The sequence below is a fragment of the Ignavibacteria bacterium genome, from assembly GCA_025612375.1.
GTDB lineage: Bacteria > Bacteroidota > Ignavibacteria > Ignavibacteriales > SURF-24 > JAAXKN01.
In genome coordinates this window covers 48,811-74,516 of the sequence record JAAXKN010000001.1, presented here as the reverse complement: position 1 = coordinate 74,516, position 25,706 = coordinate 48,811, and the positions used below count along the sequence as shown (strand labels likewise).

The 25,706-nt window shown below is 39.4% G+C and carries 26 protein-coding genes and 1 tRNA gene; 18 read left to right on the top strand and 9 right to left on the bottom strand.

What is annotated here, in order from left to right:
* Window positions 1-31 precede the first annotated feature (31 nt).
* The 10 genes from HF312_00310 (at window position 32) to HF312_00265 (ending at window position 8,928) form a co-directional block, all read left to right on the top strand.
* Window positions 32-283: a type II toxin-antitoxin system CcdA family antitoxin gene (locus HF312_00310; GenBank protein ID MCU7518624.1), complete on the top strand. Its 252-nt coding sequence runs from the start codon at window positions 32-34 to the stop codon at window positions 281-283.
* Window positions 283-627 (top strand): type II toxin-antitoxin system PemK/MazF family toxin, encoded by a 345-nt coding sequence (locus HF312_00305; protein ID MCU7518623.1) that lies wholly within the window; start codon window positions 283-285, stop codon window positions 625-627. The genes HF312_00310 and HF312_00305 overlap by 1 nt, the downstream gene beginning before the upstream one ends.
* Window positions 628-1,251: 624 nt before the next feature.
* Entirely contained in the window at window positions 1,252-1,980 is a 729-nt protein-coding gene (locus HF312_00300) for a GIY-YIG nuclease family protein (protein ID MCU7518622.1), read from the top strand.
* A gap of 283 nt (window positions 1,981-2,263) precedes the next feature.
* Window positions 2,264-2,872, top strand: a complete 609-nt coding sequence (locus HF312_00295) for a PH domain-containing protein (GenBank protein MCU7518621.1) — start codon at window positions 2,264-2,266, stop codon at window positions 2,870-2,872.
* A 405-nt stretch (window positions 2,873-3,277) separates the two neighbouring features.
* Window positions 3,278-3,988 carry a hypothetical protein gene (locus HF312_00290; protein ID MCU7518620.1) on the top strand — a complete coding sequence of 237 codons (711 nt, stop codon included), beginning with the start codon at window positions 3,278-3,280 and terminating at the stop codon, window positions 3,986-3,988.
* Window positions 3,989-4,420: 432 nt separating this feature from the next.
* Window positions 4,421-5,458, top strand: a complete 1,038-nt coding sequence (locus HF312_00285) for a hypothetical protein (protein ID MCU7518619.1) — start codon at window positions 4,421-4,423, stop codon at window positions 5,456-5,458.
* A gap of 299 nt (window positions 5,459-5,757) precedes the next feature.
* Complete coding sequence (locus HF312_00280; protein MCU7518618.1) at window positions 5,758-6,420, top strand: hypothetical protein; 663 nt, start codon at window positions 5,758-5,760, stop codon at window positions 6,418-6,420.
* A gap of 26 nt (window positions 6,421-6,446) precedes the next feature.
* Window positions 6,447-7,376, top strand: coding sequence for a tyrosine-type recombinase/integrase (locus HF312_00275; GenBank protein MCU7518617.1), 930 nt, complete (start codon window positions 6,447-6,449; stop codon window positions 7,374-7,376).
* A 149-nt stretch (window positions 7,377-7,525) separates the two neighbouring features.
* On the top strand, window positions 7,526-7,846 hold the full coding sequence (locus HF312_00270) for a helix-turn-helix domain-containing protein (GenBank protein MCU7518616.1): 321 nt from the start codon (window positions 7,526-7,528) through the stop codon (window positions 7,844-7,846).
* A gap of 2 nt (window positions 7,847-7,848) precedes the next feature.
* Entirely contained in the window at window positions 7,849-8,928 is a 1,080-nt protein-coding gene (locus HF312_00265) for a tyrosine-type recombinase/integrase (GenBank protein ID MCU7518615.1), read from the top strand.
* Window positions 8,929-9,198: 270 nt separating this feature from the next.
* Here the strand turns inward: HF312_00265 and HF312_00260 are convergent.
* Window positions 9,199-9,288 (bottom strand) — tRNA-Ser (locus tag HF312_00260).
* 197 nt (window positions 9,289-9,485) lie between these two features.
* On the opposite strand from HF312_00260, the gene HF312_00255 reads away from it, so the two are divergent.
* The 3 genes from HF312_00255 (at window position 9,486) to HF312_00245 (ending at window position 11,366) form a co-directional block, all read left to right on the top strand.
* Complete coding sequence (locus HF312_00255) at window positions 9,486-9,851, top strand: carboxymuconolactone decarboxylase family protein (protein ID MCU7518614.1); 366 nt, start codon at window positions 9,486-9,488, stop codon at window positions 9,849-9,851.
* 131 nt (window positions 9,852-9,982) lie between these two features.
* On the top strand, window positions 9,983-10,579 hold the full coding sequence (gene rdgB, locus HF312_00250; protein MCU7518613.1) for an RdgB/HAM1 family non-canonical purine NTP pyrophosphatase: 597 nt from the start codon (window positions 9,983-9,985) through the stop codon (window positions 10,577-10,579).
* Window positions 10,569-11,366: a hypothetical protein gene (locus HF312_00245; protein ID MCU7518612.1), complete on the top strand. Its 798-nt coding sequence runs from the start codon at window positions 10,569-10,571 to the stop codon at window positions 11,364-11,366. Before rdgB ends, HF312_00245 begins: the two co-directional genes overlap by 11 nt.
* On the opposite strand, the gene ubiE is transcribed toward HF312_00245, so the two are convergent.
* Window positions 11,367-12,047 (bottom strand): bifunctional demethylmenaquinone methyltransferase/2-methoxy-6-polyprenyl-1,4-benzoquinol methylase UbiE, encoded by a 681-nt coding sequence (gene ubiE / locus HF312_00240; GenBank protein ID MCU7518611.1) that lies wholly within the window; start codon window positions 12,045-12,047, stop codon window positions 11,367-11,369.
* A 69-nt stretch (window positions 12,048-12,116) separates the two neighbouring features.
* Between ubiE and HF312_00235 the strand changes: the two genes are divergently transcribed.
* Window positions 12,117-12,431 carry a hypothetical protein gene (locus HF312_00235; GenBank protein ID MCU7518610.1) on the top strand — a complete coding sequence of 105 codons (315 nt, stop codon included), beginning with the start codon at window positions 12,117-12,119 and terminating at the stop codon, window positions 12,429-12,431.
* Between the two features lies 1 nt (window position 12,432).
* Here the strand turns inward: HF312_00235 and HF312_00230 are convergent, their stop codons facing one another.
* The gene (locus HF312_00230; GenBank protein ID MCU7518609.1) at window positions 12,433-13,443 is read right to left on the bottom strand and encodes a phosphatase PAP2 family protein; all 1,011 of its coding nucleotides are present in this window, start codon (window positions 13,441-13,443) and stop codon (window positions 12,433-12,435) included.
* Between the two features lie 30 nt (window positions 13,444-13,473).
* Window positions 13,474-14,259: a ribosomal RNA small subunit methyltransferase A gene (gene rsmA, locus HF312_00225; GenBank protein ID MCU7518608.1), complete on the bottom strand. Its 786-nt coding sequence runs from the start codon at window positions 14,257-14,259 to the stop codon at window positions 13,474-13,476.
* A gap of 147 nt (window positions 14,260-14,406) precedes the next feature.
* Between rsmA and HF312_00220 the strand changes: the two genes are divergently transcribed.
* Window positions 14,407-14,799, top strand: a complete 393-nt coding sequence (locus tag HF312_00220; GenBank protein MCU7518607.1) for a hypothetical protein — start codon at window positions 14,407-14,409, stop codon at window positions 14,797-14,799.
* A 91-nt stretch (window positions 14,800-14,890) separates the two neighbouring features.
* Window positions 14,891-15,865, top strand: coding sequence for an ROK family protein (locus HF312_00215; protein MCU7518606.1), 975 nt, complete (start codon window positions 14,891-14,893; stop codon window positions 15,863-15,865).
* 123 nt (window positions 15,866-15,988) lie between these two features.
* Here the strand turns inward: HF312_00215 and HF312_00210 are convergent, their stop codons facing one another.
* Together HF312_00210 and HF312_00205 are read right to left on the bottom strand one after the other, a co-directional pair.
* Complete coding sequence (locus tag HF312_00210) at window positions 15,989-17,935, bottom strand: ABC-F family ATP-binding cassette domain-containing protein (protein MCU7518605.1); 1,947 nt, start codon at window positions 17,933-17,935, stop codon at window positions 15,989-15,991.
* A 66-nt stretch (window positions 17,936-18,001) separates the two neighbouring features.
* Window positions 18,002-20,260: a hypothetical protein gene (locus HF312_00205; GenBank protein ID MCU7518604.1), complete on the bottom strand. Its 2,259-nt coding sequence runs from the start codon at window positions 20,258-20,260 to the stop codon at window positions 18,002-18,004.
* 286 nt (window positions 20,261-20,546) lie between these two features.
* On the opposite strand from HF312_00205, the gene HF312_00200 reads away from it, so the two are divergent.
* Window positions 20,547-22,184, top strand: a complete 1,638-nt coding sequence (locus HF312_00200) for a hypothetical protein (protein MCU7518603.1) — start codon at window positions 20,547-20,549, stop codon at window positions 22,182-22,184.
* Between the two features lie 54 nt (window positions 22,185-22,238).
* Here HF312_00200 and HF312_00195 read toward each other — a convergent pair whose 3' ends face one another.
* From HF312_00195 to HF312_00185, 3 genes are all read right to left on the bottom strand, one after another.
* Window positions 22,239-22,715, bottom strand: coding sequence for a 6,7-dimethyl-8-ribityllumazine synthase (locus tag HF312_00195; GenBank protein ID MCU7518602.1), 477 nt, complete (start codon window positions 22,713-22,715; stop codon window positions 22,239-22,241).
* Window positions 22,716-22,826: 111 nt separating this feature from the next.
* Window positions 22,827-23,657 (bottom strand): PHP domain-containing protein, encoded by an 831-nt coding sequence (locus tag HF312_00190; GenBank protein ID MCU7518601.1) that lies wholly within the window; start codon window positions 23,655-23,657, stop codon window positions 22,827-22,829.
* Between the two features lie 32 nt (window positions 23,658-23,689).
* Window positions 23,690-24,373, bottom strand: coding sequence for a Crp/Fnr family transcriptional regulator (locus HF312_00185; protein ID MCU7518600.1), 684 nt, complete (start codon window positions 24,371-24,373; stop codon window positions 23,690-23,692).
* Between the two features lie 340 nt (window positions 24,374-24,713).
* On the opposite strand from HF312_00185, the gene gap reads away from it, so the two are divergent.
* A complete protein-coding gene (gene gap, locus HF312_00180; protein MCU7518599.1) occupies window positions 24,714-25,703 on the top strand; it encodes a type I glyceraldehyde-3-phosphate dehydrogenase in 990 nt (329 codons plus the stop codon).
* The last annotated feature ends 3 nt before the right edge of the window (window positions 25,704-25,706 follow it).

Below are 25,706 nucleotides of genomic sequence, written 5' to 3'. Positions count from 1 at the left end.
TTATAATTGAATCGAGAATAGGAAGTGAATTATGAAAAATGCAGCAACTGGAAATTTAAGAAAGAACTTTCTTTTGCCGGCTGATATGATTGAAAAAGCTGAGTCAATGGCCAGGGAGTTAAATATCAATCTCAGCCAGATGGTTCGTGCAGCTCTGGATGAATACATGAAAAAAATGGAGGAAAAGAAAACAGAGCAGGAAGTCATTGAAGCTTGTAAGTTTTATTATGAAAATGACAAGCAGATGGCTAAGGATTGGAAATCTGCCGAGGCGAAGATATAATGGAAATTAAAAGAGGTGAAATATACTACGTAGATTTGGAGCCGGTCAGGGGCAGAGAAATGCAAAAATTCCGTCCGGCGGTAGTTGTATCTAACGATATTGTTAATAAGAACGCGGCTGTAGTTGTTATCTGTCCCATTACCGATGCATTTGGCAAGACCAGTAAGATGCATGTTTTTGTTCCTAAAGATCAGGGTGGCTTGACTAAGGATAGTATTGTTCATTGTGGGCAGATCAGGGCTATTGATAAGGAAGAACGGATAAGTAATAAAATCGGAGACATGCCGGAAGATATTATGTCTAAAATTGAATCCGGCATAAAATGGGTGATTACAGATATTTAGTCCCAAATCGGAATTCCATAAGAGATTTGCTCTTCATTACTTTAATTTGCAGGCACAAAAAAGCCTGAAATCTTCTGACTTCAGGCTTAAATTGTTTGATGGCGGAGAGACCGGGATTCTGCGAGAATTCAGAAAAACTTTGGAATCAGTTCAAAAACAAAACAATTCTAAGCCGTTGGCGTAAATGTGGCATAAACCAATTAACATCCTCTGGATATTCTAATCTGAAAAAGGACATATTGCCACCCTTATCTTACTTACTATATGAAAAGAATGAATGGTAATAATAGAATTTGAATAGTTATTGTGTTTTACAAATATTAGACTTTAAAATATCATAATTATAATATATTTTTCATTCATGAATTTGATCTATATCGTTTAACTATTATTTAGAGTCTATTGAAGGGGAATTCTCAAAAATACTATAATTAGTATTAGAAAATAAAATTTGTAATCAATCTACTTGTTCGCTTCGAAAACTGGCAATTTTCACAAACACCAGAACAAGATAGAAGGGTTGCACCCATACTTGGGTGCAGCTTCTATCATTTTGGTGTATGGTATGCCAGTACCACGAAGCTGAATGAGATGAGGTCTGCACCTTTTTTATTGGGGAATTATATGACAAAAAAAGAGATATTGAAAGCAATTAAAAATGTTGCTAATTCAAAAGGGAAATTAGATGTAGGCGTAAAAACATTCTGCAAGCAATATGATATTACGGAATATATGATAAATAAGTATTGGCTAAAATGGAGTGATGCTGTAAAAGAAGCTGGAATAAAGCCAAATACAATGAAAGTAGAAAAATATACCGATGAAGAACTTCTAAGTAAGCTTATAGAGTTTATTAGGGAAATTGGTAAGTATCCAACAGATGCAGAAATAAAGATGAAATATTATAAATATCAAAAAAGCTTTCCATATTATCAGTTGTTTTATAAGAGATTTGGGCGAAAAAGTGAATTAATGGAAAGGCTACTGATATATTGTAAAGGGAAAAAAGAATTGTCTGATATTCAGACCATATGCCGAAAAGAATATAAAATAATAGCACCACAAAATAAGATTGTGAAAACGGATGAAAAATATAACTACGGATTTATTTATATGATGAAATCGGGGAAATATTATAAGGTTGGACTAAGCTGCGATGTGGAGAGAAGAAAAAAAGAAATAGGATTGAAGTTGCCTGAAGAACCTAAATTAATTCATAAAATAGAAACAGATGATACTTTTGGAATTGAAAAATACTGGCATAGAAGATTCGTTGAAAAGAGAAAAAATGGTGAATGGTTTCTTCTATCAAAAGAGGATGTCAAAGCTTTCAAAAGTCGGCGGACCATGTAAAACTATTATATGGAATTCATTTAATTGATATGAAGATAGCGCAATGAAAAATGAAAATATTTTTTCTTCTTTGACTATCAAACATTACTGACCTCGAATAATTCAGTTCAAATCATCGACTACCTATGACAAATGTGCTGTTTAGCATTTCCAAATATCTGAACTAATAATGTAAAGAAATCAAGAAATATTTCTAAGTGTCTATAAAATATGAACTCCTACTTCAGATTGAAAAATACTGGTTACATTAATAATTTACATCAACAAACCTTTGAGGCGTATTATGAGAACTGAATTAAAAGAAAATGAGGAAATAATATTTACAACCCAAAAGCATTGGAAAGTATTAATCCTTCCTTTTATAATAGCTTCCATTATACTTATAATCTCTATCTCTTTATTATTTGGAAAAAGCAATGGTGGTTTGTTTTATATAATTCTATGTTCGGGAACAATTATTTACGGAATCTATAAATTCTATTCTTGGAAATATTATATGTGGGTTGTTACAAACCAGAGAGTAATAGAAGAATATGGTGTGTTTTCTTTTTATTCAAAAGAAAGCCCGTTGGAAAAAATCAATAATATTACTTACAGACAACCATTTATAGGAAAAATATTCAATTTTGGAGATATTGAAATTCAGACAGCGGCAAAAAAAGGAAGTACAATTTATTATGATGTGGTAAATCCTATAGCGGTGAGGGATTCAATTGTAGATGCAATGGAAAGTAAGAAAGTGGCTGACTATCATAAACAAGCTTTTGCATTTGCTAATCCAATGAATGAGGCTAATCTTGATGATAGAGAGGATACAAAAATATGTCCGTATTGCGCAGAGACAATAAAAGCAAAGGCAAGAATTTGTAGATATTGTAATAGAGAAGTTTAGAGATTAAAATTCATATTGTTTCTAACTGAAGAGAAATAAGACCTCTTATAAGAAATATAAAAAATACTTTTCAGCGGAGGAGAAATAATTGGAACCTTATAAAACCTGTCCGATTTGCGCTGAAGAAATTAATGTAAATGCCATAAAATGTAAGCACTGAGGAGAATATTTAGATGGCAGACCAAGCACTGAAAAAATTAAAGTTGTTGCCAAAGAAGGTTGTTTTCTACAGACCCTTAATATCGGTTGTACTTTTGTACTTGGTTCAATAGCAATATTATTTCTATTAATATTTGTGTTCCTAATTTTTGGATAATAAATAAAGTTAAATGAATTAAAAACATGCTCAAATAAAATCATATAGCTTATTCAGAAATCGAACAAAATATTTAAGGAGAATTTACAATGGGAGTATTTAAAAAGTTCCTTGGCTTTATTCCTCGCCTTAAAAATCTTTCTAAAGTATATAACCTTGTTTTAATTGTTATAATGCTCTTTTTTATCTGGCAAATAATAACTCTTTTATGGCCCCACAAAAAAGCGGAAATACAGATAGGAGGTTCAAGCGGACAATCAGACACATCATTGAATTTATCAAACAAATCTAAAGTCTCAGCCGAAACAACATTGAAAAAAGATATTACTAAAGAAGCAAAAAAAGTAATTCGCTTACTTGGTAAAGATGCAAATGACTCGAAAGTTTATGGCGGCTTGATAGATGAATCCGGTATTTTGCATGTTACTATGGTGTTAAATGATATGAGAACTTTGGGCAATGGTATTCTTTTCTATAATTCACCAGAAACGGCAACTTTATTTCAAACTATGCCCACATTCTTTTTGTCCGCTGAAAAATTGTATTATGTATTTCCTCAAGTTCAGAAAATCAAAATGTATTTCGTGATATTCAGGTCGACAACTGATAATTATGGAAATGATATGGGAAAGAAAAAATTAATCATAGCAACCTACACCTTAACTAAAGATAAAATAGAAAAAATAAACTTCCGATTTGTAACAAATGAAATCTATAGAGCAATATTCAGAAGAGATACAGATATTTTTATAAGCATGTTAGATGATTATGAAATTCATGCTGAAGGTGTCGAAGGATAAAATCTATAGAAAACAACTATCATAGAAAGAATCCTGAAAAATGGAATTTAGGTTCTATGGATTCAATAAAATAATGGTCGAAATACTCACTAAATGTTCCTTTCAGTGTAACACATAGAGGCTCCATATTTCTTCATTGGAGCCTCTTCAAGACACTTTCTTCAGTCAAGCCAACTTTCCCACCCAATCTATGCTAAAATGCCGAATAAAGGCAATATCCCAAATCCTATCTCAAGTAATAAATCATTCTATAAAAAAATATATTTAAGAAGAATCCATTTCCAGATTTAAGTCGGTATTTACTATTAGGAAGTAGAAATATGATATATTCTATGACTTCTATGAAGTTAAAACTCACTATTACCTTAACAATGTAACTTTTTGGAAAAAATCAGGAATCTAATTATGCAAAGAAAATTTCTAAGGTGTGATATGCTCAAGCTAAAATACAATTCACTCTTAATTGAAGACTATAATAGCTCAGTTTTCAAAAAAAGGAAAACAAGAAATAAACTGGGGGAAATAGAAGAATGGGAAGAATATTACGGGGAGAATTCTTCAAATCCTTATCCGGGGCTAAATTATATGAAAATAGTATATAAAAAAGGATTACAAGGAAATGAACCGAAAAATAAATTGAAAAATAATGTGACTATGAAAATATCATCAAAGATTCTTGGGGAAGATTACATGGAAATGATAAATAAAAATAATTTCCATAAAGTCATAGAAAAGATAAACAAGACAGGCATAATAAGAATAAGTCAAGAGGATTTCCTTGAAGAAGCCCAAGTGATTTCTTGTCATGTTACTTGCAATTTGAGAATGAATGCTGAGATTCACAAATATATTAAAAGCCTATATAGACTGGCTATTGCCAATCATAGAAATAAAATTCATGCATATCCGGGAAAAGAAAGCAATAAATTATCTGGCCTGACACTTTGTACAAGAACGAAAAAGAATAATAGGAGAAGAATTCTGTTCTATGATAAATACAATGAGATTATGTCAGAGGAAAATAAATATAGCTTTCTTTCCAAAAAGCATAAAGAACAATTCAAAAATATTCTAAGAATAGAGATCAGTTTAAATAAATTCAAGCATATTCGTAAGTATCTTAATATTCAGAAATCAGTGATTACTCTTAAAGATGTTCTCAACTCCGACGCAAATCCAATATCAAAGCAATTGAGAGAATTTATGAGATTAAGAAACTTCGAGAACCTGTATGAGGAAACGGACGAAATTAAAACGGTTAATGAAAGAAATAAAGAAGAAAGACGAGAAAAGGTGCTAAATATCTATAGACAAAATATGGGGACTATTAATAATCTTTTAAGGATAACTAATTCAAATCCCAGTTATAAAAGGGCAAAGTATTTGAAAACTTATAGAAGAATATATCGGGATGAATTAAAAATGGGATTAAAGGATTTTATGCTGATAAGAGGCAAAATATTAAAGTAAAGCACATTTTCTAATATGGGTTCATTTAATTATTAATACCAATAAAAATCAACTATAATTTAAGATAAATGTGGTTAAAATAAGAAGATGGGTGGTTATTTAACCAGTATATCAATAATATACGATATAAGAGAATAATTTATGCAATTCCAAATAACAGTCTTCAAAGTAATCGAAATAATTTATCGCTAAAAAAATATTTTCACAAATCGTTCGAAATTCTTAAAAAAAATGTTGCTCCGGGGATTCTATGAAATAATTATTTATTATAGTCATAGAAACCAAATAAAGGAGCAAATATGACAGATCTAGAATTTCAGCTTAAACTAAATAATAAGAACAAAGTCAAAGAAAGAGATTTGTTCGTTAATTTCATTTACAATCTCCTTCCAGAGAAATATCCCGACATCGACTATTCAGTAAGTGATGACTTCCAAACGAGCGATTCGAGTATATTCTTTTTGAAGTTCAAAAAGATAATTGATGTGTTCCGAGTTGGCTTCATGTTCGGCTCTTTCATTGAAAATGAAATTAATAAGAAGCGGAAAATCAGAAAGGAAGGCAAAAATGAAAGCGGCAGAATTGATCCTTTCATAGAATATCTGCGTTTCTTGGGCTATTCCATCAAAAGTAAGGCCGGGATATTTCTTATTACACACCCAGAGAAAAGTTCTTTCCTTCTTGGTGAGTATTCAGCTGGCCTCATATTCCAATGTAATTTCAGAACGACTAAATATTCTAAGGCAAGTCGAAATGAATATCTGGAGTTTATTAATTATCTAAATGTAAACTCGGACGTCGCAAAATTTTATGACAGCGAAGATTGCATGTCATGCATTTTTTGGTTCCCTAATCTATTTGATAAAAAATATTTCGGTCACTTCATTGATCTTTGGGAGGAAGATATTTCTGTCAGTATTACGAAAAATGATATTTATGATAAATTTCTTTTAACTGAATAAAACAAAAATAATTATTGAGGAATAAAATGAATACTCAACTTCCAGTCGATAATAAGATAATTCAAAGAGAACAGATACCTGAGCTGAAGCAAATAGCTAACTATGTATTTGGTTCAATTGATATTTCAAGTACGTCTCGGAAAGATTATTCTTATAGAATTGAAAGCTTTATTAAATTTATTTCAAGTCAGGGACTTCATAGGAATTCTCTGCTGGATTATAAACGAGAGCTCGAAAAGAGAATTGATTTAAAAGTATCCACAAAGAATAAATTCTTTGTAGTGGGCAAAATATTTCTAAGAGAGTTATCAAGGTTAGGAAAAATTCCTATCGACTACACTGCCAATGTAAAAGGTTTCAAAGATTTAAAAAAACATAAGAAGTTTGGCCTTACAGAAGAAGAGATTCGAAGAATTACTGGAAAGCTCAATGATTTGCCAGCTACAAAGAAAACCTATAGACTAAAGGCATTGCTTGCGTTGCTTATATTTCAAGGCTTACGTCAAATAGAAATTCTAAGATTAACAATCGAAGATATAGATTTAAGACAAGGAGTTATCCAGATTCAAGGCAAGGGGTATCAAGATAAAGAAAATATATTTATTCATCCTGCCACAGCGAAAGCAATCGGCAAGTATATTGAATTTGCAAATATTAAAAATGGCTTTCTGTTTACGAGCTTCAGCAATAGGAAAGGTACTGGACAGCTTAGCCACACATCTCTTTTTAGGGAAGTCAAAAGTCTTTTTAGGGAACTTGATATTGACAGGACAATTCATGGTTTTAGGCATCATTATTGTACCGCACTTTTAGAACAGCTTGGGGATGTGAATACAGTAAGAAAGTTTACTAGGCACAGGTCAGTGGATACTCTAATTATATATGATGATTTGCTGGACCTAAGGAATAAGAAGGATAAAGTATTCAGCTGTTTTGAAAATATTGCTATGAATTAGTTCTGAGTTCTATAATCCTTTTTACATAACATAGAAAAAAGCCCTTTTTAGCTTCTCATAAAAATATTTAAAATCTTCAAAAAATAGTATCCAAATCGGAATTCATGTCGGTATATGTAAGTAGGAATAACATTTTTATGGGATGCAAAATGGGACAGATCATTGATTTTAAGAACCTTTCAACTCCGAAGGGAGTAATGAACAGGGAACCAGTTCAAAGCAAAATGCAACAATATTCTGACACTCCAATTGATCAAAAGACCAATACGGATTCAGCTTTATCTTTATTGTTAAAAGAGCATAATGGAAAATTTAATTTTACAATTAAAGACTGTGCGGAAATATTGAACTTGAGTTATGAATTTGTCAGGCGGCAAGTTCGACATAACAAAATATCATCAATCAACTATGGCGATAAGAAAATGATCTCCATTTTAGAATTAGCCAGAATCATCACAAAAGGAGTATAAAATTGATTAAAAAGAGAACTGATGGAAAATATTACCTCTATATTACGGATGAATTCGGGAAGAGAATTCGCCGAACTTTTGAAAAGAGAGCTGATGCAGAAGCATTAAAAGCAAAAGTAACAAAAATAAAATACGAAAAAAAACTAGCAGGGTTAAGCCTTCGAAAAGCAAGATATTCATTTGAGAAAGCATTAAGTGATTTTGAGATTTCTAAACAAAACTTAAGGCCGACTTCAGTAAAGAAATATCGTTTTGCCATTAAGCAGTTTCAATACTTCATTGAAGCGTGTAATATTCTTTTCTTAGATGAATTTACACCGGATCATGGTACTTTGTTCTATCAAGAGTTGATCAGGGAAAAAATAGATCCCAAAGGAAATACGGATAAAATAATAAAACCTCAACCCAAAACAGTTAATTTCCATATTCAGACGATTAAGGCATTTTTCAAAGATGAAGTATCTAAAGACCATATTCCAAAAAGCCCGGTACAGCATTTGAAAAATCTTAAGAATGAGGCAAAGAAACCTGAGTATTATACTCTTGAAGAGTTAAAAAGATTCTTTTCGCAGTCAATGCCGCCAGCATATAAAAATGCTTTCCTATGCTTATTCTTGACAGGGATGCGGTTTGGTGAGTTAGCTAATTTGACTTGGAATGATATTGACTTCCAAAGAAGATTAATATATGTCAGACCCAAAGATGGTTTTAAGACAAAAACCTATAATTCTGAAAGAGCAATTCCAATAAATGACGAATTACTAAATTTATTAAAATCATTGAATGAGAATAAGATTTCTGAAATATATCCGTTTTGCTCTTCGGATGGATGTAAGATGAGGGAAAGGAGAGCTTTGGAAATTTGTAAAAGAGTTGCTAGGGATGCTGGAATAAAATCTAGAGCGTTCTTGCACAAATTCCGTCATACGTTTGCAACTCATTTGATCCAGAATAATGCTCCAATTGAATCAATTAAAGAACTATTAGGACATTCAAGCATCACAGAAACAGAAATTTATGCTCACAACAGGCCAGACCACATGCATTATGAGATTCAAAAATTACCTTCAATTTATTTTTAAGAATCAGCTTCCTCATTCTTTTCTATGAGCTATTACAGTAGATTTCTATGAGAATTCAATAAGTAATTCGGCTCAACCTTTCTATGAAAGTCTTTTCTCATTCAAAAGCATTAAGCCAAGAAAAAGATTTTATCGTTAACTGATTTGGCAAAGATTTGGCAAAAAAGTGGCATATCGTGAGTAGTACATAGTAGTTTTGGGTAGTTTTCAGAGCAGGGAAGATACGAAAAAGGCTCAAAATCACACCATTTTGAGCCTTTTATCATTATGCGGAGAGACCGGGATTCGAACCCGGGGTAGAGGTTTACCCCCTACGACGGTTTAGCAAACCGTTGGTTTCAGCCACTCACCCATCTCTCCGTGTGTAGCTGAATTTCATCATTTTGAATTACTAATATAAGCATAACTTGCCAAATAATAAAATATTTTTTTCCCTTTCTTACCCCTTTTTGTGGATTTTTTATCGACCTCTCAAAAAGTACATTTTATGAATTTTGATCTTACTTCCTCCTTACATATTTTTCAGTCATAAATTATTAAAATTACGAAGGTTAATTATGAAAAAATCTATCTCGGAAACCCGCAAGTACCGCACCGATATGAATGAGAAAATCCTGAACTCGGGCTTCAGGGACTTTAATAAATTCTTCGCTCTCGATAATAAAGCCTACATAGACGGCGCACTGCCGGCTAAAATGAAGGAACTTATGGGCCTCGTCGGCTCAATGGTCTTAAGATGCAACGACTGCATTTTCTACCACGTCGACCGCTGCGTCTCAGAAGGCGCCACACGCCAGGAGATCTATGAGGCCTTTAATATAGGACTTATCATCGGAGGCTCTATCGTCATCCCTCACCTCAGATACGCCATGGAAATCCTGGATGAACTCCTCGCAGTTGAGCCGAAGGAAGAATCCAAATAACCCTGAACGAGCAAAATTTTAACATTTAAGTAGTTGTGCCGTTTGTATAATATTTATTGTATGAACGGCATTTTTCTTTTAAGCAGTTTCATTTAATTGTTCTTCTATTTTTCACCAATACAGAATGCACTATGGAAATAATTTTCGCGACAGGCAATAAAGGCAAACTAAAGGAAGTTAAAGCAATCTTTCAGGACACAAGTCATAAGGTTATATCATTAAAAGAGTTAACCGTGATTCCTGAAATTGTTGAAGACGGCCTGACATTCGAGGAAAATGCAAGAATTAAAGCCGTTACAATCTACGACCTTTTCAGAAAGCCCGTTTTTGCTGACGATTCCGGCCTCTCGGTCGATCAACTCCATGGCGCCCCGGGGGTCTATTCCGCACGCTATGCAGGAGAAAATGCCACCGACTTTGACAATAATAAAAAGCTCCTCCGGGAGCTCCTAAATTTGCCCGAACCCCACCCGGCAAGCTTCATCTGCTGCGCTGTCTTTTACGACGGATGCACATATCTAAAGGCTTTCGGCGAAATCCCCGGCAGAATTATAGGTGAACCCAGAGGGGAGCATGGCTTCGGCTACGACCCGTTGTTCCTGCCCGAAGGATACGACAAAACTATGGCGGAAATAAGTCTTGATGAGAAAAATAAAATAAGTCACCGTGCAAAGGCGTTTAATTTACTGAAAGATATAATGAGAAGGGATGGAAAATATGAAACTTAGGTATCTGGTCCTTTTGGTTTTTGCAACAGGCTTTCTTTTTTATTCGTGCAAGAAAAGTTCTACTGAACCTACGGCTCCCGAGGGCGTGACAACTGCCAAAAACTACTACCCGGGAGGCGTGGGCTCCAGATTCGTATACAGCGTCGATACTACAGGGGCAGGCGGGGCATTAAGCACCAGGACTTCCGTTTTTACGGGCACGAAGACAATTAATGGAACAGAGTATATTTCACAGGTAAGCTCTGTCAAAATAGGCCCGGATTCTGTCAAAAGCACAATGTACTTCAGGCGTTCTGACGTCGGAGTGTACTTTTATATCGATACGACAGGTCTTAGTAAATTCTTCCCCGACTCCATAAAGTCGCAGCTTACACTGCAAATCGATAACGAGCTCCGCGCTTTTAACTATCCGCTCGATAAGAGCCTTCCGTGGTCAGCTTTCAGGATGAATGTCAAATACGGATCGCTAATAACGCTAAACATAATCGACCTTACGGCAAATTACCAGGGGAGTGAGAGCCTGACGCTTAACCTTTCCACCGGGCAGAAGACACTCGATGCCGAGAAGATCAGGTACGATTTTATACTTACAATCCCTGACCTTAATAATCCGCTTAATCCTTCAAAAAGGACTTTCAATGCCGATGCCTGGTTTGTTAAGGATATAGGGGTTGTCAGGTTCCAGGGCAACGGAACAATTCTCGGGGCGCTCAGCGGGGGCGGAATCAATTTTGCCGACACCACGAAAACTGTTTCGCAGAACCTGACTTCGTACGACATCAAATAGCTATTTTGCAGCTATTACTATCTGCACAATGCCGAAGGTAAGAGAGTGTTTTTCAACTTTTCTGAAGCCGGAGTTCTTAAAGAGCTCCGGTAAATTTACATTTTTATCGAACTCCTGGACCGACTCCGGCAGGTAGGTGTAGGCAGCCTTGTCCTTCGAAATAAGCCCTCCAATCATAGGTAGAATCCGCCTGAAGTAAAACTGGTAAACTGCTTTAATTAAAGGGTTTGATGGGAGTCTGAACTCCAGAATTGTAGCTTTTCCCCCGGGCTTTAATATGCGGTGGAATGAGTCGAATGCCTTCTGTATGTCGTAGAAATTCCTGACCCCGAAGCCAACCGTAATATTTGTAATTGCCTCATCTTTAATGGGGGGCATTTCAGCCACCATCTCCATCGTGTTTCCCAGGCTCCAGCTGGTTTTGGCGTTGAAGAATTTCAGCATCTGGAATGACAGGTCGGCCCCGAAGATTTTCTGTACGCCCATCTTCCTTGCCGTAATGGCAAAGTCGCCTGTGCCGCAGGCCACGTCCAGAAGAACTGCATCTTTTGTTATTCCCGTCATCTTAAGCGAGCGCTTTCTCCAGTATACATCGACCCCTGCGCTTAAGAGATGATTCAGAAGATCATACCTGTAAGCGATGGAATCGAACATGTTTTTTACCTGAGTTTTTTTATTCATAGTTCCTAAATAGTATTGAAAGTAGGGTTCATAATTTGTAATTTCTTACTTAATAAAAGGAGCCGTCACATGGATAAGTATCTTAAAGCCATCCGGCAGAATATATGTTCAATATGCGCCGATTCAAACGACCTGGGTAAATGCAGCCTGACACAAGACGAAGTCTGCGCCCTTGAGGCTTATCTTCCGCAGATAGTTGAAATTGTGCATTCGATTGACAGCAGCGACATTCAGGACTATGTAAACGTCCTCCGCAGGGAGGTATGTTCTGAATGCCGTACGCAAGAGGAAAACGGCTACTGCTATTTAAGAGAGGACGTAAACTGCTCATTGGACAGGTATTTTCCTCTCATCGTTGAAACGATCCAGAAGGCAGACCGGTAACCTAGAATTTGCTGTATTCAAAGTCAGTTTTGCCCTTGAAGTTCTGCCAGTAGTTGTAAATTTTCTTTCCGCTCCACATAGTAAATATCATGAATACAGCCCCTCCGATGAGGTCAATTACGTAATGATAGCGCAAATAAACCGTGGCTATTATTAAAAGCGTCCCTATGGGAATAAGAAAATAGCGGCTTTTTACCTTAAACTTATACGACAGGTACATGACAATTAGCGTCATTTCGGTGTGCCCGCTTGGAAACACGTCCCTCTGCACAATTGAAGCCGGGTTAGGTGTGCCCGCAGGAATTGACTCTCCGGTGTTTACAACCTCACGCAGGAAGTTTGTAAGAAAAAGTCCCGGAAGCTCATTATTCAGGTTGTTAAAGTCGTGAAGAGTAAAACGGGGTCCTATGGCCGGCAGGAGGAAGTATCCGTAATACGACAAAAAGAAGCCGTAGACGACTGAAAAAACGCTGAAGTCGAGTGCCGTAAGTCTTTTCTGCATCATCAGATTGACGCCCAGGATTATGGGCAGAAGATAGAACGATCCGTAGGCTATCTGAAGTATCTCGGTTAAAAACGGATTGGCAATCTTCAAAAGGAACTTCGTCGGATCCCCGCCAAAGATAAAGCGGTCTATATTTATCAGGATATAATCGTAGTCGTGCCCCCTGATCGGCTGAATCATAAGATAAAGCTCTTTGAATGTCAGAAGGATCAGAGGCGCCAGATACCAGTAATGAACCTGCGACCAGAATTTCCTTCTTCCCGAGTCATCCAGAATGGCTACAGAAACGACAAATGAAATGACGGCAAAGTTAATCAGAATAAGGAACGGCCACTCGTGAATTCTTGCATAATAAATAAGATTAAGGGCGGTAAGAAACAGGTAGAAGGCAATTACAACCAGATCCGTTGCGTTTAATCTCAAAAGCAGGTGGTAAAAAGCACCTTCACGGGCGTTTTCAGTGGAAGCTTTCCCTAAAGCTGCGGATTTGTTTTCAAAATTTTTCACTGTATCTGAATTCTGATGCATAGACCAATATTATTGTTGTTTTCCTTTTACAAAGTCCGTAAGCTGAATAAAATCCTCCACTTTGAGCTGTTCGGCTCTTTTGGAGAGGTCTATTCCGGACCCTTCAAAATTTATCCCGCTAAATATACTATTATTTAAGGAATTCTTTAAGGTTTTTCTTCGGTTGCCGAAGGAGGCTTTTACAATACTTCTGAACAGCTTATTGAAGGGCTCATCAGTCCTAGTATTGTTAAATCTTATGTGCACTACGGCCGAAAACACCTTGGGTTTGGGGTAAAAAACGTTAGGCGATACCTTAAAGCACAGTTCAACATCGGCAAAATATTTCAGTATAACGGCCAGAATTCCGTAGTCTTCAGAGCCCTGAATGGCTGAAAGGCGCCTTGCAACCTCGTACTGCACCATAAAGACGGCATCCTCAACCAGAGTGATGTTTTCAATCAGCTTAAAGATAATGGGTGAGGTTATATTATAAGGAATATTTCCAGCAATTCTAAGCGGCTTCTGCTTTTCATTATAGATTTCCTTAAGGTCAATTTTAAGGAAATCCCCGTTTATTAACCTGAGAGTCGGGAATTCAGTTTTCAGCTCCTCAATGACACGCCTGTCTATTTCAACGGCAGTCATATTTCTAGTGCGGCTATAGAGTTCCTGAGTCAGCATTCCCATACCGGGGCCTATTTCAATTAAGGCATCCTCCTCCTTTGGGGAGATCTCGTTAACAATTTTAAGAAGAATATTCCTGTCCTTAAGGTAGTTCTGGCCGAACTGCTTCAGTGGTCTGATTTTATCCATGTATTAAAAGACTTTCCCTTACTTCAGTTTAAGTTTGACATGAGGCAATATTTTACAAAAAAACGGTTGCTAAAAAAAACAATTTAAACTATATTCATCCGTCAAATATAACCATAATTATTAATAAACCAACCGATGGGGGAGTACATGAAAAAGTTTTTTACAATATTCATGCTGGGTTTTATTATCCTTTCTTTCAATAATACGCTTAAGGCTCAGAGCTGCGATATGCTCTACTTCTGTGTTAAATATGACGGCAAGGAAGTTGACTGTTCCGACAGGTTTACTACCGGGAAAATCACAGTTATGGCAAAACTCCAGAAAGCAATTTATTTCACAAAAGTATTTGTCCAGGCTGACAAGTATAATCCGCGTGAGGGGAAGTTCGAATACTACAAGGATTATGAATTTGATACAGACAGCGATATGACTTATATTTACTTCAGGGACATCGAGTTCAGCGAGAAGGGGATTTACAGGGTGTTTTTACTTGATCCAGACAAGAACACTATTACCAGTGCTTTGGTAGAAGTAATCTAATTGTATATTTGATTTTGAATCCGGCCGGGTTTTAGGAGGTGCAGCAAAAACATATTCTCCGGAACCCGGCATATTTTTAAAGAGGAACCACTTGGAAAGAGAATATATTGTAAGCGTCGATTTCGGGGGAACAAAAATCCTGGCCGCTTTAATGAGCATGGATGGCGAAATTCTTGCAAAGACAAAAGTGGCAACCCAGCTGGAGAATGGGAAACGCGGGCTCATTGGCGGGCTTGCAGAGGCAATAAACAGCGTAATAGTGCAGGGAGGCATGGAACCTAAGGATATAAAAGCCGTAAGCCTGGGCGTTCCGGGTTCGGTAAATCCTTTTACGGGGAAGATAGGGGTTGCCCCCAACCTGAATATTATAAACTACAATATGAAGCAGGAACTTGCAAAACAGATAGATATTCCTATACTGATTGAAAATGACGTTAACCTTGCAGCCCTGGGAATTAAGAATTTTGAGCTGAAGGGAAAAGGGAAGAATGTTCTTGTTGTATTTGTGGGTACCGGAGTAGGCGGCGCACTGGTATTTGACAATAAGCTTTACCGTGGAAGCGACTTCTTTGCCGGGGAAATAGGGCATATGATAGTCGAGAAAAACGGACCCAAATGCGGCTGCGGCAACAAAGGATGCCTGGAGGCAATTGCAAGCAGGACCGCAATTGTAAGGGATATAAGAAAAGAGCTTAAGACTAAAAAGAACAGCAAACTTCTTCAGATACTTCCAAAGAATAAGCCCATAAAAAGTAAGGGTTTAGCTCTGGCAGTTAAGAAAAATGATCCGATTGTAATTAAGGAATTAACAAAGGCTTCAAACGTCCTTGGGACGGCGCTTGCCAACGTTACAAACCTTCTGAACCTGGATATGATAGTCTTAGGTGGTGGCGTAATTGAGTCGCTTGCAAAGTTTATGGTTCCGATAATTAAGGAATCCTTTAATAAGACAGTCCTGAGCGATGCAGGCAGGGGAGTTAAGATTATAGCAACTAAGCTTGGTGATGACGCGGCCCTCTTCGGCGGCATAGCGCTGGCGCAGGAAATGGGGACAATTAAAAATTAAAAAGTGAAGAGTTTTGGCCTGCGGCCAAAAAGACGGCGGCAGTAGGACGTGTTTTAAATGCAATTGATACTTTGTATTAAAATCTCTTCTTACTGCCCTTACTTTTTATTTTATTTATGGAATTCAGGAAAACGAGTTTTCAATCTCTTCAAGCTTCTCTGTCAATTCTGTCCACTTTTCAAAGCACTTTTCAAGACCTTCTTTTGTACTGTTATAATCCGAGGTTTTTTCTTTTGCCATCTGCGAATTGCTGTAAACGGAAGGATCCGCCAGGTCACTTTCGAGCTGTTTTCTCTTTTCTTCCAGAGCCTCTATTTTAACTTCCAGTGCCGATATTTCTTTTACTATGTCTTTTGTTGCGGCATACTTCTTCTGCCTTAATTCTGCCTCCAGGCGCTTCTGGTCTTTCCTGCTTCCTGTGTTATTCTGCTCGTTCTGCTTTGCAGCAGGTTTTTCGGCCGCGGCAGCTTCATTTTTCTTTTCCAGGTAGTAGTCAATGCCGCCGTAATAAATTTTTGCTGAGTGGTTGCGGATCTCGCACACCTTGTTAACAACAGGCTTTAAGAAGTCCACGTCGTGTGAGACAAGAATGAGCGTACCCTTAAAGTCGATTAAAGCCTTCTGGAGCACCTGTTTGGAAGAAATATCGAGGTGGTTCGTAGGCTCATCGAGCACGATCAGGTTAGCCTTGGTTAAAAGTATCTTTGCCAGTGCAACGCGGCTTTTCTCGCCGCCTGAGAGCACCTGGACCTTCTTAAAAACGTCATCGCCTGTAAAAAGAAAAGATCCCAGTATGGAACGAAGCTGTCCTATTGTTTTATTCTCACCGATGCCTTCCACGGTCTGCAGTATATCGAAAGAGGGCTCCAGGCTGTCTGCCACGTCCTGTGCGTAGTAGGAAATAATTGTATTATGCCCTATAATTCTCTCTCCGCTGTCGGAAGGGATCCTGCCCGAGATTATTTTTGACAAGGTGGTTTTACCGGCGCCGTTAGGGCCGACAAATGCAATCTTATCGCCGCGGTCGAGCCTGAAATCTATATTCTGAAGCACATGGTTGTCTTCGAACGATTTATTGATCTTCACAAGCTCAAGGGGAACAACACCGCTTTGAGGCGGATCGGGGAAGCGGATATTGATCTCCTCCTCAAACTCCGGCATGTCTATCTGTTCAACTTTTTCGAGCTGTTTAATCCTGCTTTGGACTTGTTTTGCTTTAGTAGCCTTATACCTGAAGCGTTCAATGAACTTTTCAGTTTCCTTAATTTTTTTCTGCTGAAGTATGTACCGGGCCTCCAACTGGGAATCCCTTTCGTCCTTAAATTTCAGGTAAGCGTCAAAGTTGCCGTTAAAGAAAGATATTTTGTTGAGGAATATCTCTAGGGTTTTGGTTGTAACCTCATTTACAAAGTGCTTATCGTGTGAAATGACCAGCAGGGCGCCTTTATAGCCCTTAAGGAAGCTTATGAGCCACTCGAGTGAATCAAGGTCCAGGTGGTTTGTAGGCTCGTCAAGGAGAAGTATCTCATGGTTTGATAAAAGGAGCTTTGCAAGTGCAATACGCATCTGCCAGCCTCCGGAGAAGGCGTTTGTCTGCTTTATGAAATCCTTTTCTTCGAAGCCGAGACCGATTAAAACTTTCTCTATTTCGGAATTAATGCCGTAATAGCCGACTTCCTCCATGCGGTGGTGGATTTCGCCAAGTTTATGGATAAGCTGATCCCTTTCCTCTTCGGGCAGTGAGGAGTCCTCGAGCCTGAGTGTAATTTCGTGCTCTTCAACCCCCAGGGAATTAATCTGCCTTAGGGAGGTTTTAACCTCCTCAAAAAGAGGTTTTCCGGAGTGTATAACTATTTCCTGCGGCAGGTAGCCCAGGCTTATTCCTTTCTGCATCAGGACTTTGCCTGATTCAGGCTGCTGCATGCCTGAAATTATCCTGAACAGCGTAGTCTTGCCCGCGCCGTTAGCACCGACGAGTGCAATTTTGTCTGAAGAATTTATTTTTAGATTTACATCCTTAAAAAGATATTCACCCGAGAACTGTACAGATAAATTTAATAGATCGATCATTTCTACTTTTCTTAGTTAATATAGCTGAATTAAAGCCTCAAAAGCCTGTTTTTGTCTGAACCCGTTTTATTTTCTGAGTATGGCCACCTTGGCCGAAGAAACGTTTGTTCCGTCTTTATCGTAAGCAACAATTATATATATGCCGCTTGGAACGTAATTGCCTTCCAGGTCTTTGCCGTCCCAGACCGCAACTCCTGCTCCGGGGGAGGTGAAAGTGTTCAACACCTTGCCTGATATAGAAAGAATTTTAATATCCGAATCCCTTACCAGGCCTTCAATTGTTATTTTAACGGGAGATCCGTTTTGAATGACCACAGGATTTGGATAGACGAACATTCCTGTGAAGCTCTCCTGTGGTTTAACGGCTGTAGTAGTAACAGAAGTCAGGCCATAGTCAGTTCCCATGTAGACCGTGCCAGTATTGTTATCTATTGCAATGCTTTTTACAATATCGCTTGGCAGGGGGCTGTTTGATGCGGTGTAATTATTTATGAGCTTTGTTCCGTCTGAAGAGACCACAAAGACTCCCTGCGGAGTACCAACCCACTTCTGGTTGAGCGCGTCAACGGCAATACAGTTAACCACGCGTGAGCGCAGAGGCTCGACAGTACTGATATTTGCAAACGGGTCGCGTGTATCGGGTATTACAAAAATTCCGCTGCTTGTAGCCACCCAGAGTTCACCCCTGCGGTCGAGCGCCAGGGCGTTAATGCTGCTAGAATTAAGGGCGCTGTTGGTGCTTGAAATATATCCAAATCCCTTATCGTTATAACTATCGTCCGCGTAGAGCGGACTCTCGCCGTTATAGAAGTACAAAGCGCTGGCTGCTGAAGAAGTCAGCTCCCCGTTAAGGAGGAAAAACTTGGTATCGTACTGGTCAACCACAAGGTCGAACCCCAGCATTACTTTATTAGTGAAAAGGGAGCTTGTAACTGTGCCCCAGGTGCTGTCAGTCTTAAGGACGTATAATGGAATTTTGTTGCCCGATTTATATGTGAGCACCCAAAGGTTGCCCTTAGAGTCGGTTGAAAGCCCCTGAATAACCACATAGGCGGGGTTTTCAGGTGTTCCGACAAGAGGGGAGTTAGAGTTGTTAAAAAGCTGAAAATGTCCGTCCTTGTACCTGAAGAATCCTTCACCCCAGCCCATCACATAAGGTGTATTATCGGGCGCGATATATGTCTTAAAAAATGTTGGAGAACTTGCCGGGGCCGGCAGGCTGCTGCCTGAATAATTTGTCCAGGTCTGGCCATTAAATGTGTAAAAACCTGCTGCGCCTTTTCCCGTACCGCTGCCAGACCAAAGGCTGCCGCTCCTGTCGACAGACAATCCGTTAAAGAGGTTTGAGGCAGGGCCTTCGGGGAAGTAAAGAGCTCCTGAGGAAATGCTCATGAGTCCCCGTGTGGTTTTAGCAAAAAGCCCGTGCGAATTAGCTGATATGATGCCGGTAAAAGCTGCATTTGCGGGCACCTGTGCTGCTGTGGAAATCGTGCCGTTATAATAAATGCTTATTGTAAGGGGCGTTGCAATCATAAGTGAGTCGCCTTTGACCAGAAGGTCCACTACTGAAGATGCCCCAATCTGAGGCAGAATGCTCGTCCAGGAGTCTCCATTTAGAAAAGCCAGCCCCCCGGCTGTTGCGGCAATAATTGAATCCCTGAAGCTCACAATTCTTGTCACTGAGTTGGAAGGGAGCCCCTGTGCAACCGTAAAGTTAATCCAGGATTCAGGAGCCGAGAGGTTAGAAGTCCCGGGCTTCTGCATTGCCACGCCGTTTTCAGTAGCAGCGTAAAGGAGTCCTTTGTGGAAAATTGAATTAACCTTTGTATCTGAAGGAAAGCTTCCGAGCTTAAGGTACGAATCCTGGAAAGTAAAATCACCGGTTTTCATTAGTGAAACGCCGAAATCCGTTGCTACATACATCGAGTCGCCTGTGACAAAAAAGTAGTTTATTTTCTTTTGTCCCCTGTCCAGAGAGGATATATCGAGTATATTCTTTACAAAAGCCCTCTTAGCATTGTCATAAACGTCAATTGTTCCCGATTCGCCGCCTAACCAGATCATGCCATTTTTGTCTATTGCAAGCGACATAAGCGAATTGCTGCTTAGGCCTTCTACTTTAGTGAGTTTCAGGTAAGAGCTGTCGCTGAAGCTATAGAAGAATGCACCGCCTGAAGTAGCCGCCCACATTCCATCATTAGATGCCTGTGCAGCATTTACGTTCTGCATGTTGGAATAGTTTCTCCATGTTCCTATCTGCTGCGGGTATAAGGACCAGCTTAAGAGCAGCAGTGTAACGGCTGTAAGAATTGTTCTGGGCTTCATGTAGTTTTCCTGTGTATTTCAAGAAAGATTAAATATTCAGTTATAGTCTTTGCCAATAAGAACTAAATTAAATTACAAATATAATACTTTTAACAAAATCGGGAAGTACAAATTGAAGTATATTGATAAGGATCAAAAAAATACCGCTATTAAGCAAAATTACTTCCCGGAATGCTGGAAGACATTTGAATAAAGATTTTTCTTTAAGTAGATTACTGCCTGGCTTTCCAAAAGGATGCCTGAAGCCAATATTATAATTCATTTTTGAACAATTTGCTGTGCTTAAATGCCTGAACAGATAAAAAAAATTGTCAGGAAATATCCTTACTATGCAGTTTTTCTTTCTGCTGTAATTGCCTGGCTGCCCGCGGTCTTTATTCCCTTTATTAACGACGATTACCAGATTCTCGGCTACCACGCAGGGAAGGGGTGGATCTCAATTTTAAGGCCATTCTACATGCCTGACGTTTCGAACTTTTACTGGAGGCCTCTGGGCAATGTGCTGCATCCATTGATACTGCTTACGGCGGGCTTTCATCCCATGGTATTCAGAGTTGCGAGCCTACTTTTATATGCCTTATGCTGCCTCTTCGTTGCAAAGGCGGGGGAGAAGGCGGGACTATCCAAAACCTACTCTGCCCTTGGCGCAATACTGTTTGCCGTACTTCCTTCACATGAATATCAGGCCGCGTGGATTGCAGACCAGGGAGAATCACTTGTTACAATTATGCTTCTTGCGGCATTCTGCACTTATGCAGATGTTCTGGGGAAAGAAAGTTCTGGCAGAAGGAATGTAATTCTTTTTTATGTACTGCTCCTTCTTTCGGCACTCATTAAGGAGTCGGCATTTGCGGGCGTCCTCATTCCGGTAATTGCACTCATTGCGGGAAGAGACTTAAAGAAAAGAAAAACCGTTACTGCCCTCAGGGACACCTTAGCAGGCATTGTCATTATTGCGTGCATTCTTCTTTACAGGTGGTACTTTATCGGGGGAACACCCTTCAGTTCAAACCATTTTGCCCATTCAGGCATTTTCAGGTGGGTACAAAATTTTATTATATACATACCTCTCAGCTTTTTTTCTCCGGAGTCGCTGGAACTTCTGGCCTCCACTTCAAGGGTTCTTCTGGTGCTGGGTGCCCTGGTTTTCTTAATTATTTTCTATATACTTTTCATATACAGGAAGCCCCTAAGAACTGACAGGCATTTGATTTGGATTCTTATTACATCCTTAGCGTGGTTTACTGTATTTATTCTGCCCGGGCTGCCGACGCTTATGCGCTGGTATGTTTTTACAGCGTCGATTGGGCTCGTCTGGGCAGCATCTGCCGCGGGGGAGAATATAAAGGCCGGTTCTTTCTCAAAGAAGGCTTCACTTGTATTATTCCTTCTCGTTATACTTTCCTCATCGGTATATGACTTCAGTCTCATGCTCAGGTGGGGGAGTGTAGGGAAAAGGATGGACCATGCTCTAATGAGCCTGAGCGGTGTAAAGGATGAAATAAAAACCGATACGGTCTACGTTTGGGCCACACCTGACAAGCTGACAAGAATTCCGATGATGAAGCTTGGAATACAGGAATCGGTTCAATGGGGTCTGAAGGACAAAAATGCTGCCGTTATTACGCCACTGAGGAGTGAAATGAGCGGTTTTGAGAGCAGCATAAAGCTCGTGGAAAAAACGGACACTTCACTTGTATTCCACATAAATAACGGGCGCTTTCTGCCTTACGGGGGAGAATCGAGGGCTGCTATTCATAATGAGGCAATCGATGCTGAGCCTGAAGGGGTAAGAATAAGGATAAAAACTTTCCTGGGTGAAAACAACGTGCCGCAGTCAATTGCAGGGGTTTATTTCAGGAATCCCCGCGGGTATTCGCAGCTCTATTTTGACGGGAAGGAATTTAAGACTGCCGGGAAATAAAAAAGGGACATGCCAAGGGCACATCCCTTAAAAAAGGTATTTAGGAAAAATGGTTTACTTTTCAGCCTGGAAGTTATTCATGAGGTCAGCCATTTCAATTGCCGTAAGAGCTGCATCCCAGCCCTTGTTTCCCGATTTTGTTCCGGCGCGTTCGATAGCCTGTTCAATTGTGTCTGTAGTAAGGACTCCGAATGCTATGGGCACGCCTGACTTAAGTGAAGTCTGTGCGATACCCTTTGAAACCTCAGAAGCGACGTAATCAAAGTGGGGTGTTGCCCCGCGGATTACTGCTCCGAGGCAGATTATGGCGTTATACTTCTGTGAGTCTGCAAGACGGGAAGCGGCAAGGGGGATTTCAAAAGATCCCGGCACCTTAACAATATCTATGTTGTCGTCCTCAGCGTGGTGTCTGTTGAGGCAATCCAGTGCGCCTTCAAGGAGCTTCTGGCTGATGAAATCGTTGAACCTGCTTACTACCAATGCAAACTTATAATCCTTTGCTGAAAGTTTACCTTCAATTACTCTTGGCATTTTTGGACATTCCTGAATTAGTTCAATTAATGGTTGAAATATAAGCTTAATATTGCTTTCTTAAAAGTCCCGGGCGATGATTTTCAGCCGCTAGTTTTCAGTTGCTGATTTTCATGCGCTGTTTTTAACGAGCATTTTCTTCATGGCGTCCAGGTTGTTGCGCGTAATGTAGAATTTCCCGAGGTTCTGTTCGTCCTCGCGTTTTCCGCCATGGTAGTCACTTCCCCCTGAGGCCAGGAGGCAGTATTCATTTACGATCCCGCGGTAGTACTTTACCTGGTTCTGGTTATGAGACGGGTGGACTACTTCTATTCCGTCAATTCCCGCGTTAATGAGGCTCAGCAGAATTTTTTCGCTGACGTAGCCCGGATGAGCAATAAATGAAAGTCCCCCGGCGTCGCTGATCAGTTTCAGAGCGCTTTGCGGTGAAAGGTGGATCTTTCTTTCAAAGGCAGGGCACTGGTTGCCGATATACTTGTCGAAAGCCTCATAGAAGTTATTAACATAGCCTGCTTCAATTAAGGTCTGAGCTATGTGAGGTCTTCCCACGGCTCCGTTTTTAGCCTTCTGCAGCACGCTTTCGATTGAAATAAAGACGCCCTGGCGGTTCAGCTTCTTAACGATCCTGAGAGCGCGGTTATAGCGTTCCTGGCGGAAGAAGCTGAGGTATTTCTGGAATTCATCGTGATATATGTCAATAAAGTAGCCCAGAAGGTGGACTTCCTTATCTTCAATATCCGTTGAGATTTCCACTCCCGGGATAACCTCCACGTCCATCTGTTTTCCGAATTCCGCGGCTGCTTCAATGCCGGCAAGATTATCGTGATCTGTAATGCTAATAACATCTAGTCCAGCTTTCTTAGCCTTATAAACTATTTCCAGCGGGGAACAGACACCATCTGAACAGGTAGTATGCAAATGTAAATCTATTTTAGAGCTCATCAATCTAATCTTTTCCCGGCCGAAAAAAGTTCTCAGCCGAAATTCTCCTTAAACTTGTCGTAATTTAATATTCTAAGCCGTGAGCCATCCAGTTCAACGAGTCCTTTTTTTGCAAATGAATGGATGGTTCTTGAAATTGTTTCTCTTGAAGTCCCGGCCATATTAGCAAGGTCCTGCTGCAGGGGGAGTCTTTCAATTTCCACGATGCCCTGGCGAATTTTCCCGATCTCATCGGCAATCTGAAGAATTACGGAGGCCACCTTGCCTTCGGCATCCTTGAGTGAGAGGGATTTAATTTTCATATCGGCGCTTCTGAGGCGGCTTGTCAGTTCCTGCAGAAGTGAAATTGAGACCTCAGGATGAATCCTCAAGAGATTAAGGAAATCGTTTCTCTGCACAATAAAGAGTTCCGAGTCCTCAATGGCAATAACGCTAGCCGAACGTTTCAGGCCGTCTAGAATAGCCATTTCGCCGAAGAAGTCGCTTTCGCCAAGTATGGTCAGAATAACTTCACGGCCGTCGTTGCTTGTTCTGGAGACCTTAACCTTCCCGCTGATAATAACAAAGAGTGCACTGCCTGCCTCTTCTTCCATCAAAATGATACTATCCTTTTCATAGAACTTGTGCTTGCCAACGTTGGCAATCATCTCCAGAGCCTCGTGCTCCAGGTCGGTAAAGATAGGAACGTTCAACAGAAATTCCGATAAAGAAGACATAATTAACCCCTCTTTTAAATTATGTTGATTCTTACCTATTCTCTGACGGAAAGCCAGTAATATTTTGGGAACTCATTTTATGCTAATATAACAATTTTTTAATAAATTACTATTTTTTTGTTATTATTTTTAATTAGTTATTACTTATATTAACTGATTGATTTTACGGAAGAGTTTTAGTTTTCCCGGGTTGTGGCACATTTTATTGTGACGGATGTTGCATTTAATGTGTAGTTTTGGTACAATAACCGTGTAAAATTCATAACTTAAAATTGAATATAAAGGGATAAATAAGTATATTATTACCACAATTAAAAAAAACTGAAATGGAGGAAATAAAATGGCAGTAAAAGTTGGTATCAATGGTTTTGGCCGAATCGGAAGACTTGTATTCAGAAGATGTTTGGAATTGGGCAACGTTGATTTTGTTGGTATCAATGATCTGACTGATGCAAAGACTTTAGCACACCTGCTTAAGTATGATTCAGTACACGGCAAGTTTAACGGTACCGTTGAAGTTGACGGAAATGATCTGATTGTTAATGGGGATAAAATAAAGATTACAGCAGAGAAGGATCCTTCAAAGCTTAACTGGAAAGGCGTTGACGTAGTAATCGAGTCGACAGGTGTTTTTGCTTCAAAAGAGCAGTGCATGGCACACATCACAGCAGGAGCAAAGAAGGTAATCCTTACCGTTCCTTCAAAGGGCGAAATAGATGCTACAGTAGTCTTGGGCGTTAATGACAACGTACTGACAGGCAACGAACAGGTTGTTTCAAATGCATCCTGCACAACAAACTGCCTGGCTCCGATGGTTAAGGTTCTTAATGATACCTTTGGTGTTGAAAAAGGTTTTATGACTACAGTTCACTCTTATACAAACGACCAGAGAGTTCTTGACCTTCCCCACAAGGATTTAAGAAGAGCAAGAAGCGCAGCTGTTTCAATTATTCCTACAACTACAGGCGCTGCAAAGACGGTTGGAAAAGTTATTCCTGAACTGAAGGGAAAGCTTGATGGATTTTCACTCAGAGTTCCTACACCTGACGGATCAATCACAGATTTCGTTGCAGAACTGAAGAAAGAAGCTACAGTTGATGAAATCAACGCTGCAATGAAGAAAGCTGCTGAAGGCGCAATGAAGGGTGTTCTTGAATACACAGAAGATCCTATAGTTTCAGCCGACATCATTCACAATTCTCATTCATGCATATTCGACGCCCTCTCAACAATGACCATGGGTAAAATGGTTAAGGTTGTAGGCTGGTATGACAACGAATGGGGATATTCCTGCAGAGTAGTAGATCTTCTTTTCAAGATTAGCAAGTAATCT

Coding starts and splice junctions, on each gene's coding strand:
- rdgB (MCU7518613.1), top strand. CDS start 9,983: ATGGAAATAATTTTCGCGACAGGCAATAAAGGCAAACTAAAGGAAGTT.
- ubiE (MCU7518611.1), bottom strand. CDS start 12,047: ATGAATAAAAAAACTCAGGTAAAAAACATGTTCGATTCCATCGCTTAC.
- HF312_00300 (MCU7518622.1), top strand. CDS start 1,252: ATGACAAAAAAAGAGATATTGAAAGCAATTAAAAATGTTGCTAATTCA.
- rsmA (MCU7518608.1), bottom strand. CDS start 14,259: ATGGATAAAATCAGACCACTGAAGCAGTTCGGCCAGAACTACCTTAAG.
- HF312_00270 (MCU7518616.1), top strand. CDS start 7,526: ATGGGACAGATCATTGATTTTAAGAACCTTTCAACTCCGAAGGGAGTA.
- HF312_00310 (MCU7518624.1), top strand. CDS start 32: ATGAAAAATGCAGCAACTGGAAATTTAAGAAAGAACTTTCTTTTGCCG.
- HF312_00295 (MCU7518621.1), top strand. CDS start 2,264: ATGAGAACTGAATTAAAAGAAAATGAGGAAATAATATTTACAACCCAA.
- HF312_00280 (MCU7518618.1), top strand. CDS start 5,758: ATGACAGATCTAGAATTTCAGCTTAAACTAAATAATAAGAACAAAGTC.
- HF312_00210 (MCU7518605.1), bottom strand. CDS start 17,935: ATGATCGATCTATTAAATTTATCTGTACAGTTCTCGGGTGAATATCTT.
- HF312_00285 (MCU7518619.1), top strand. CDS start 4,421: ATGCTCAAGCTAAAATACAATTCACTCTTAATTGAAGACTATAATAGC.
- HF312_00275 (MCU7518617.1), top strand. CDS start 6,447: ATGAATACTCAACTTCCAGTCGATAATAAGATAATTCAAAGAGAACAG.
- HF312_00220 (MCU7518607.1), top strand. CDS start 14,407: ATGAAAAAGTTTTTTACAATATTCATGCTGGGTTTTATTATCCTTTCT.
- HF312_00235 (MCU7518610.1), top strand. CDS start 12,117: ATGGATAAGTATCTTAAAGCCATCCGGCAGAATATATGTTCAATATGC.
- HF312_00195 (MCU7518602.1), bottom strand. CDS start 22,715: ATGCCAAGAGTAATTGAAGGTAAACTTTCAGCAAAGGATTATAAGTTT.
- HF312_00200 (MCU7518603.1), top strand. CDS start 20,547: ATGCCTGAACAGATAAAAAAAATTGTCAGGAAATATCCTTACTATGCA.
- HF312_00185 (MCU7518600.1), bottom strand. CDS start 24,373: ATGTCTTCTTTATCGGAATTTCTGTTGAACGTTCCTATCTTTACCGAC.
- HF312_00190 (MCU7518601.1), bottom strand. CDS start 23,657: ATGAGCTCTAAAATAGATTTACATTTGCATACTACCTGTTCAGATGGT.
- HF312_00305 (MCU7518623.1), top strand. CDS start 283: ATGGAAATTAAAAGAGGTGAAATATACTACGTAGATTTGGAGCCGGTC.
- HF312_00205 (MCU7518604.1), bottom strand. CDS start 20,260: ATGAAGCCCAGAACAATTCTTACAGCCGTTACACTGCTGCTCTTAAGC.
- HF312_00255 (MCU7518614.1), top strand. CDS start 9,486: ATGAAAAAATCTATCTCGGAAACCCGCAAGTACCGCACCGATATGAAT.
- HF312_00245 (MCU7518612.1), top strand. CDS start 10,569: ATGAAACTTAGGTATCTGGTCCTTTTGGTTTTTGCAACAGGCTTTCTT.
- gap (MCU7518599.1), top strand. CDS start 24,714: ATGGCAGTAAAAGTTGGTATCAATGGTTTTGGCCGAATCGGAAGACTT.
- HF312_00290 (MCU7518620.1), top strand. CDS start 3,278: ATGGGAGTATTTAAAAAGTTCCTTGGCTTTATTCCTCGCCTTAAAAAT.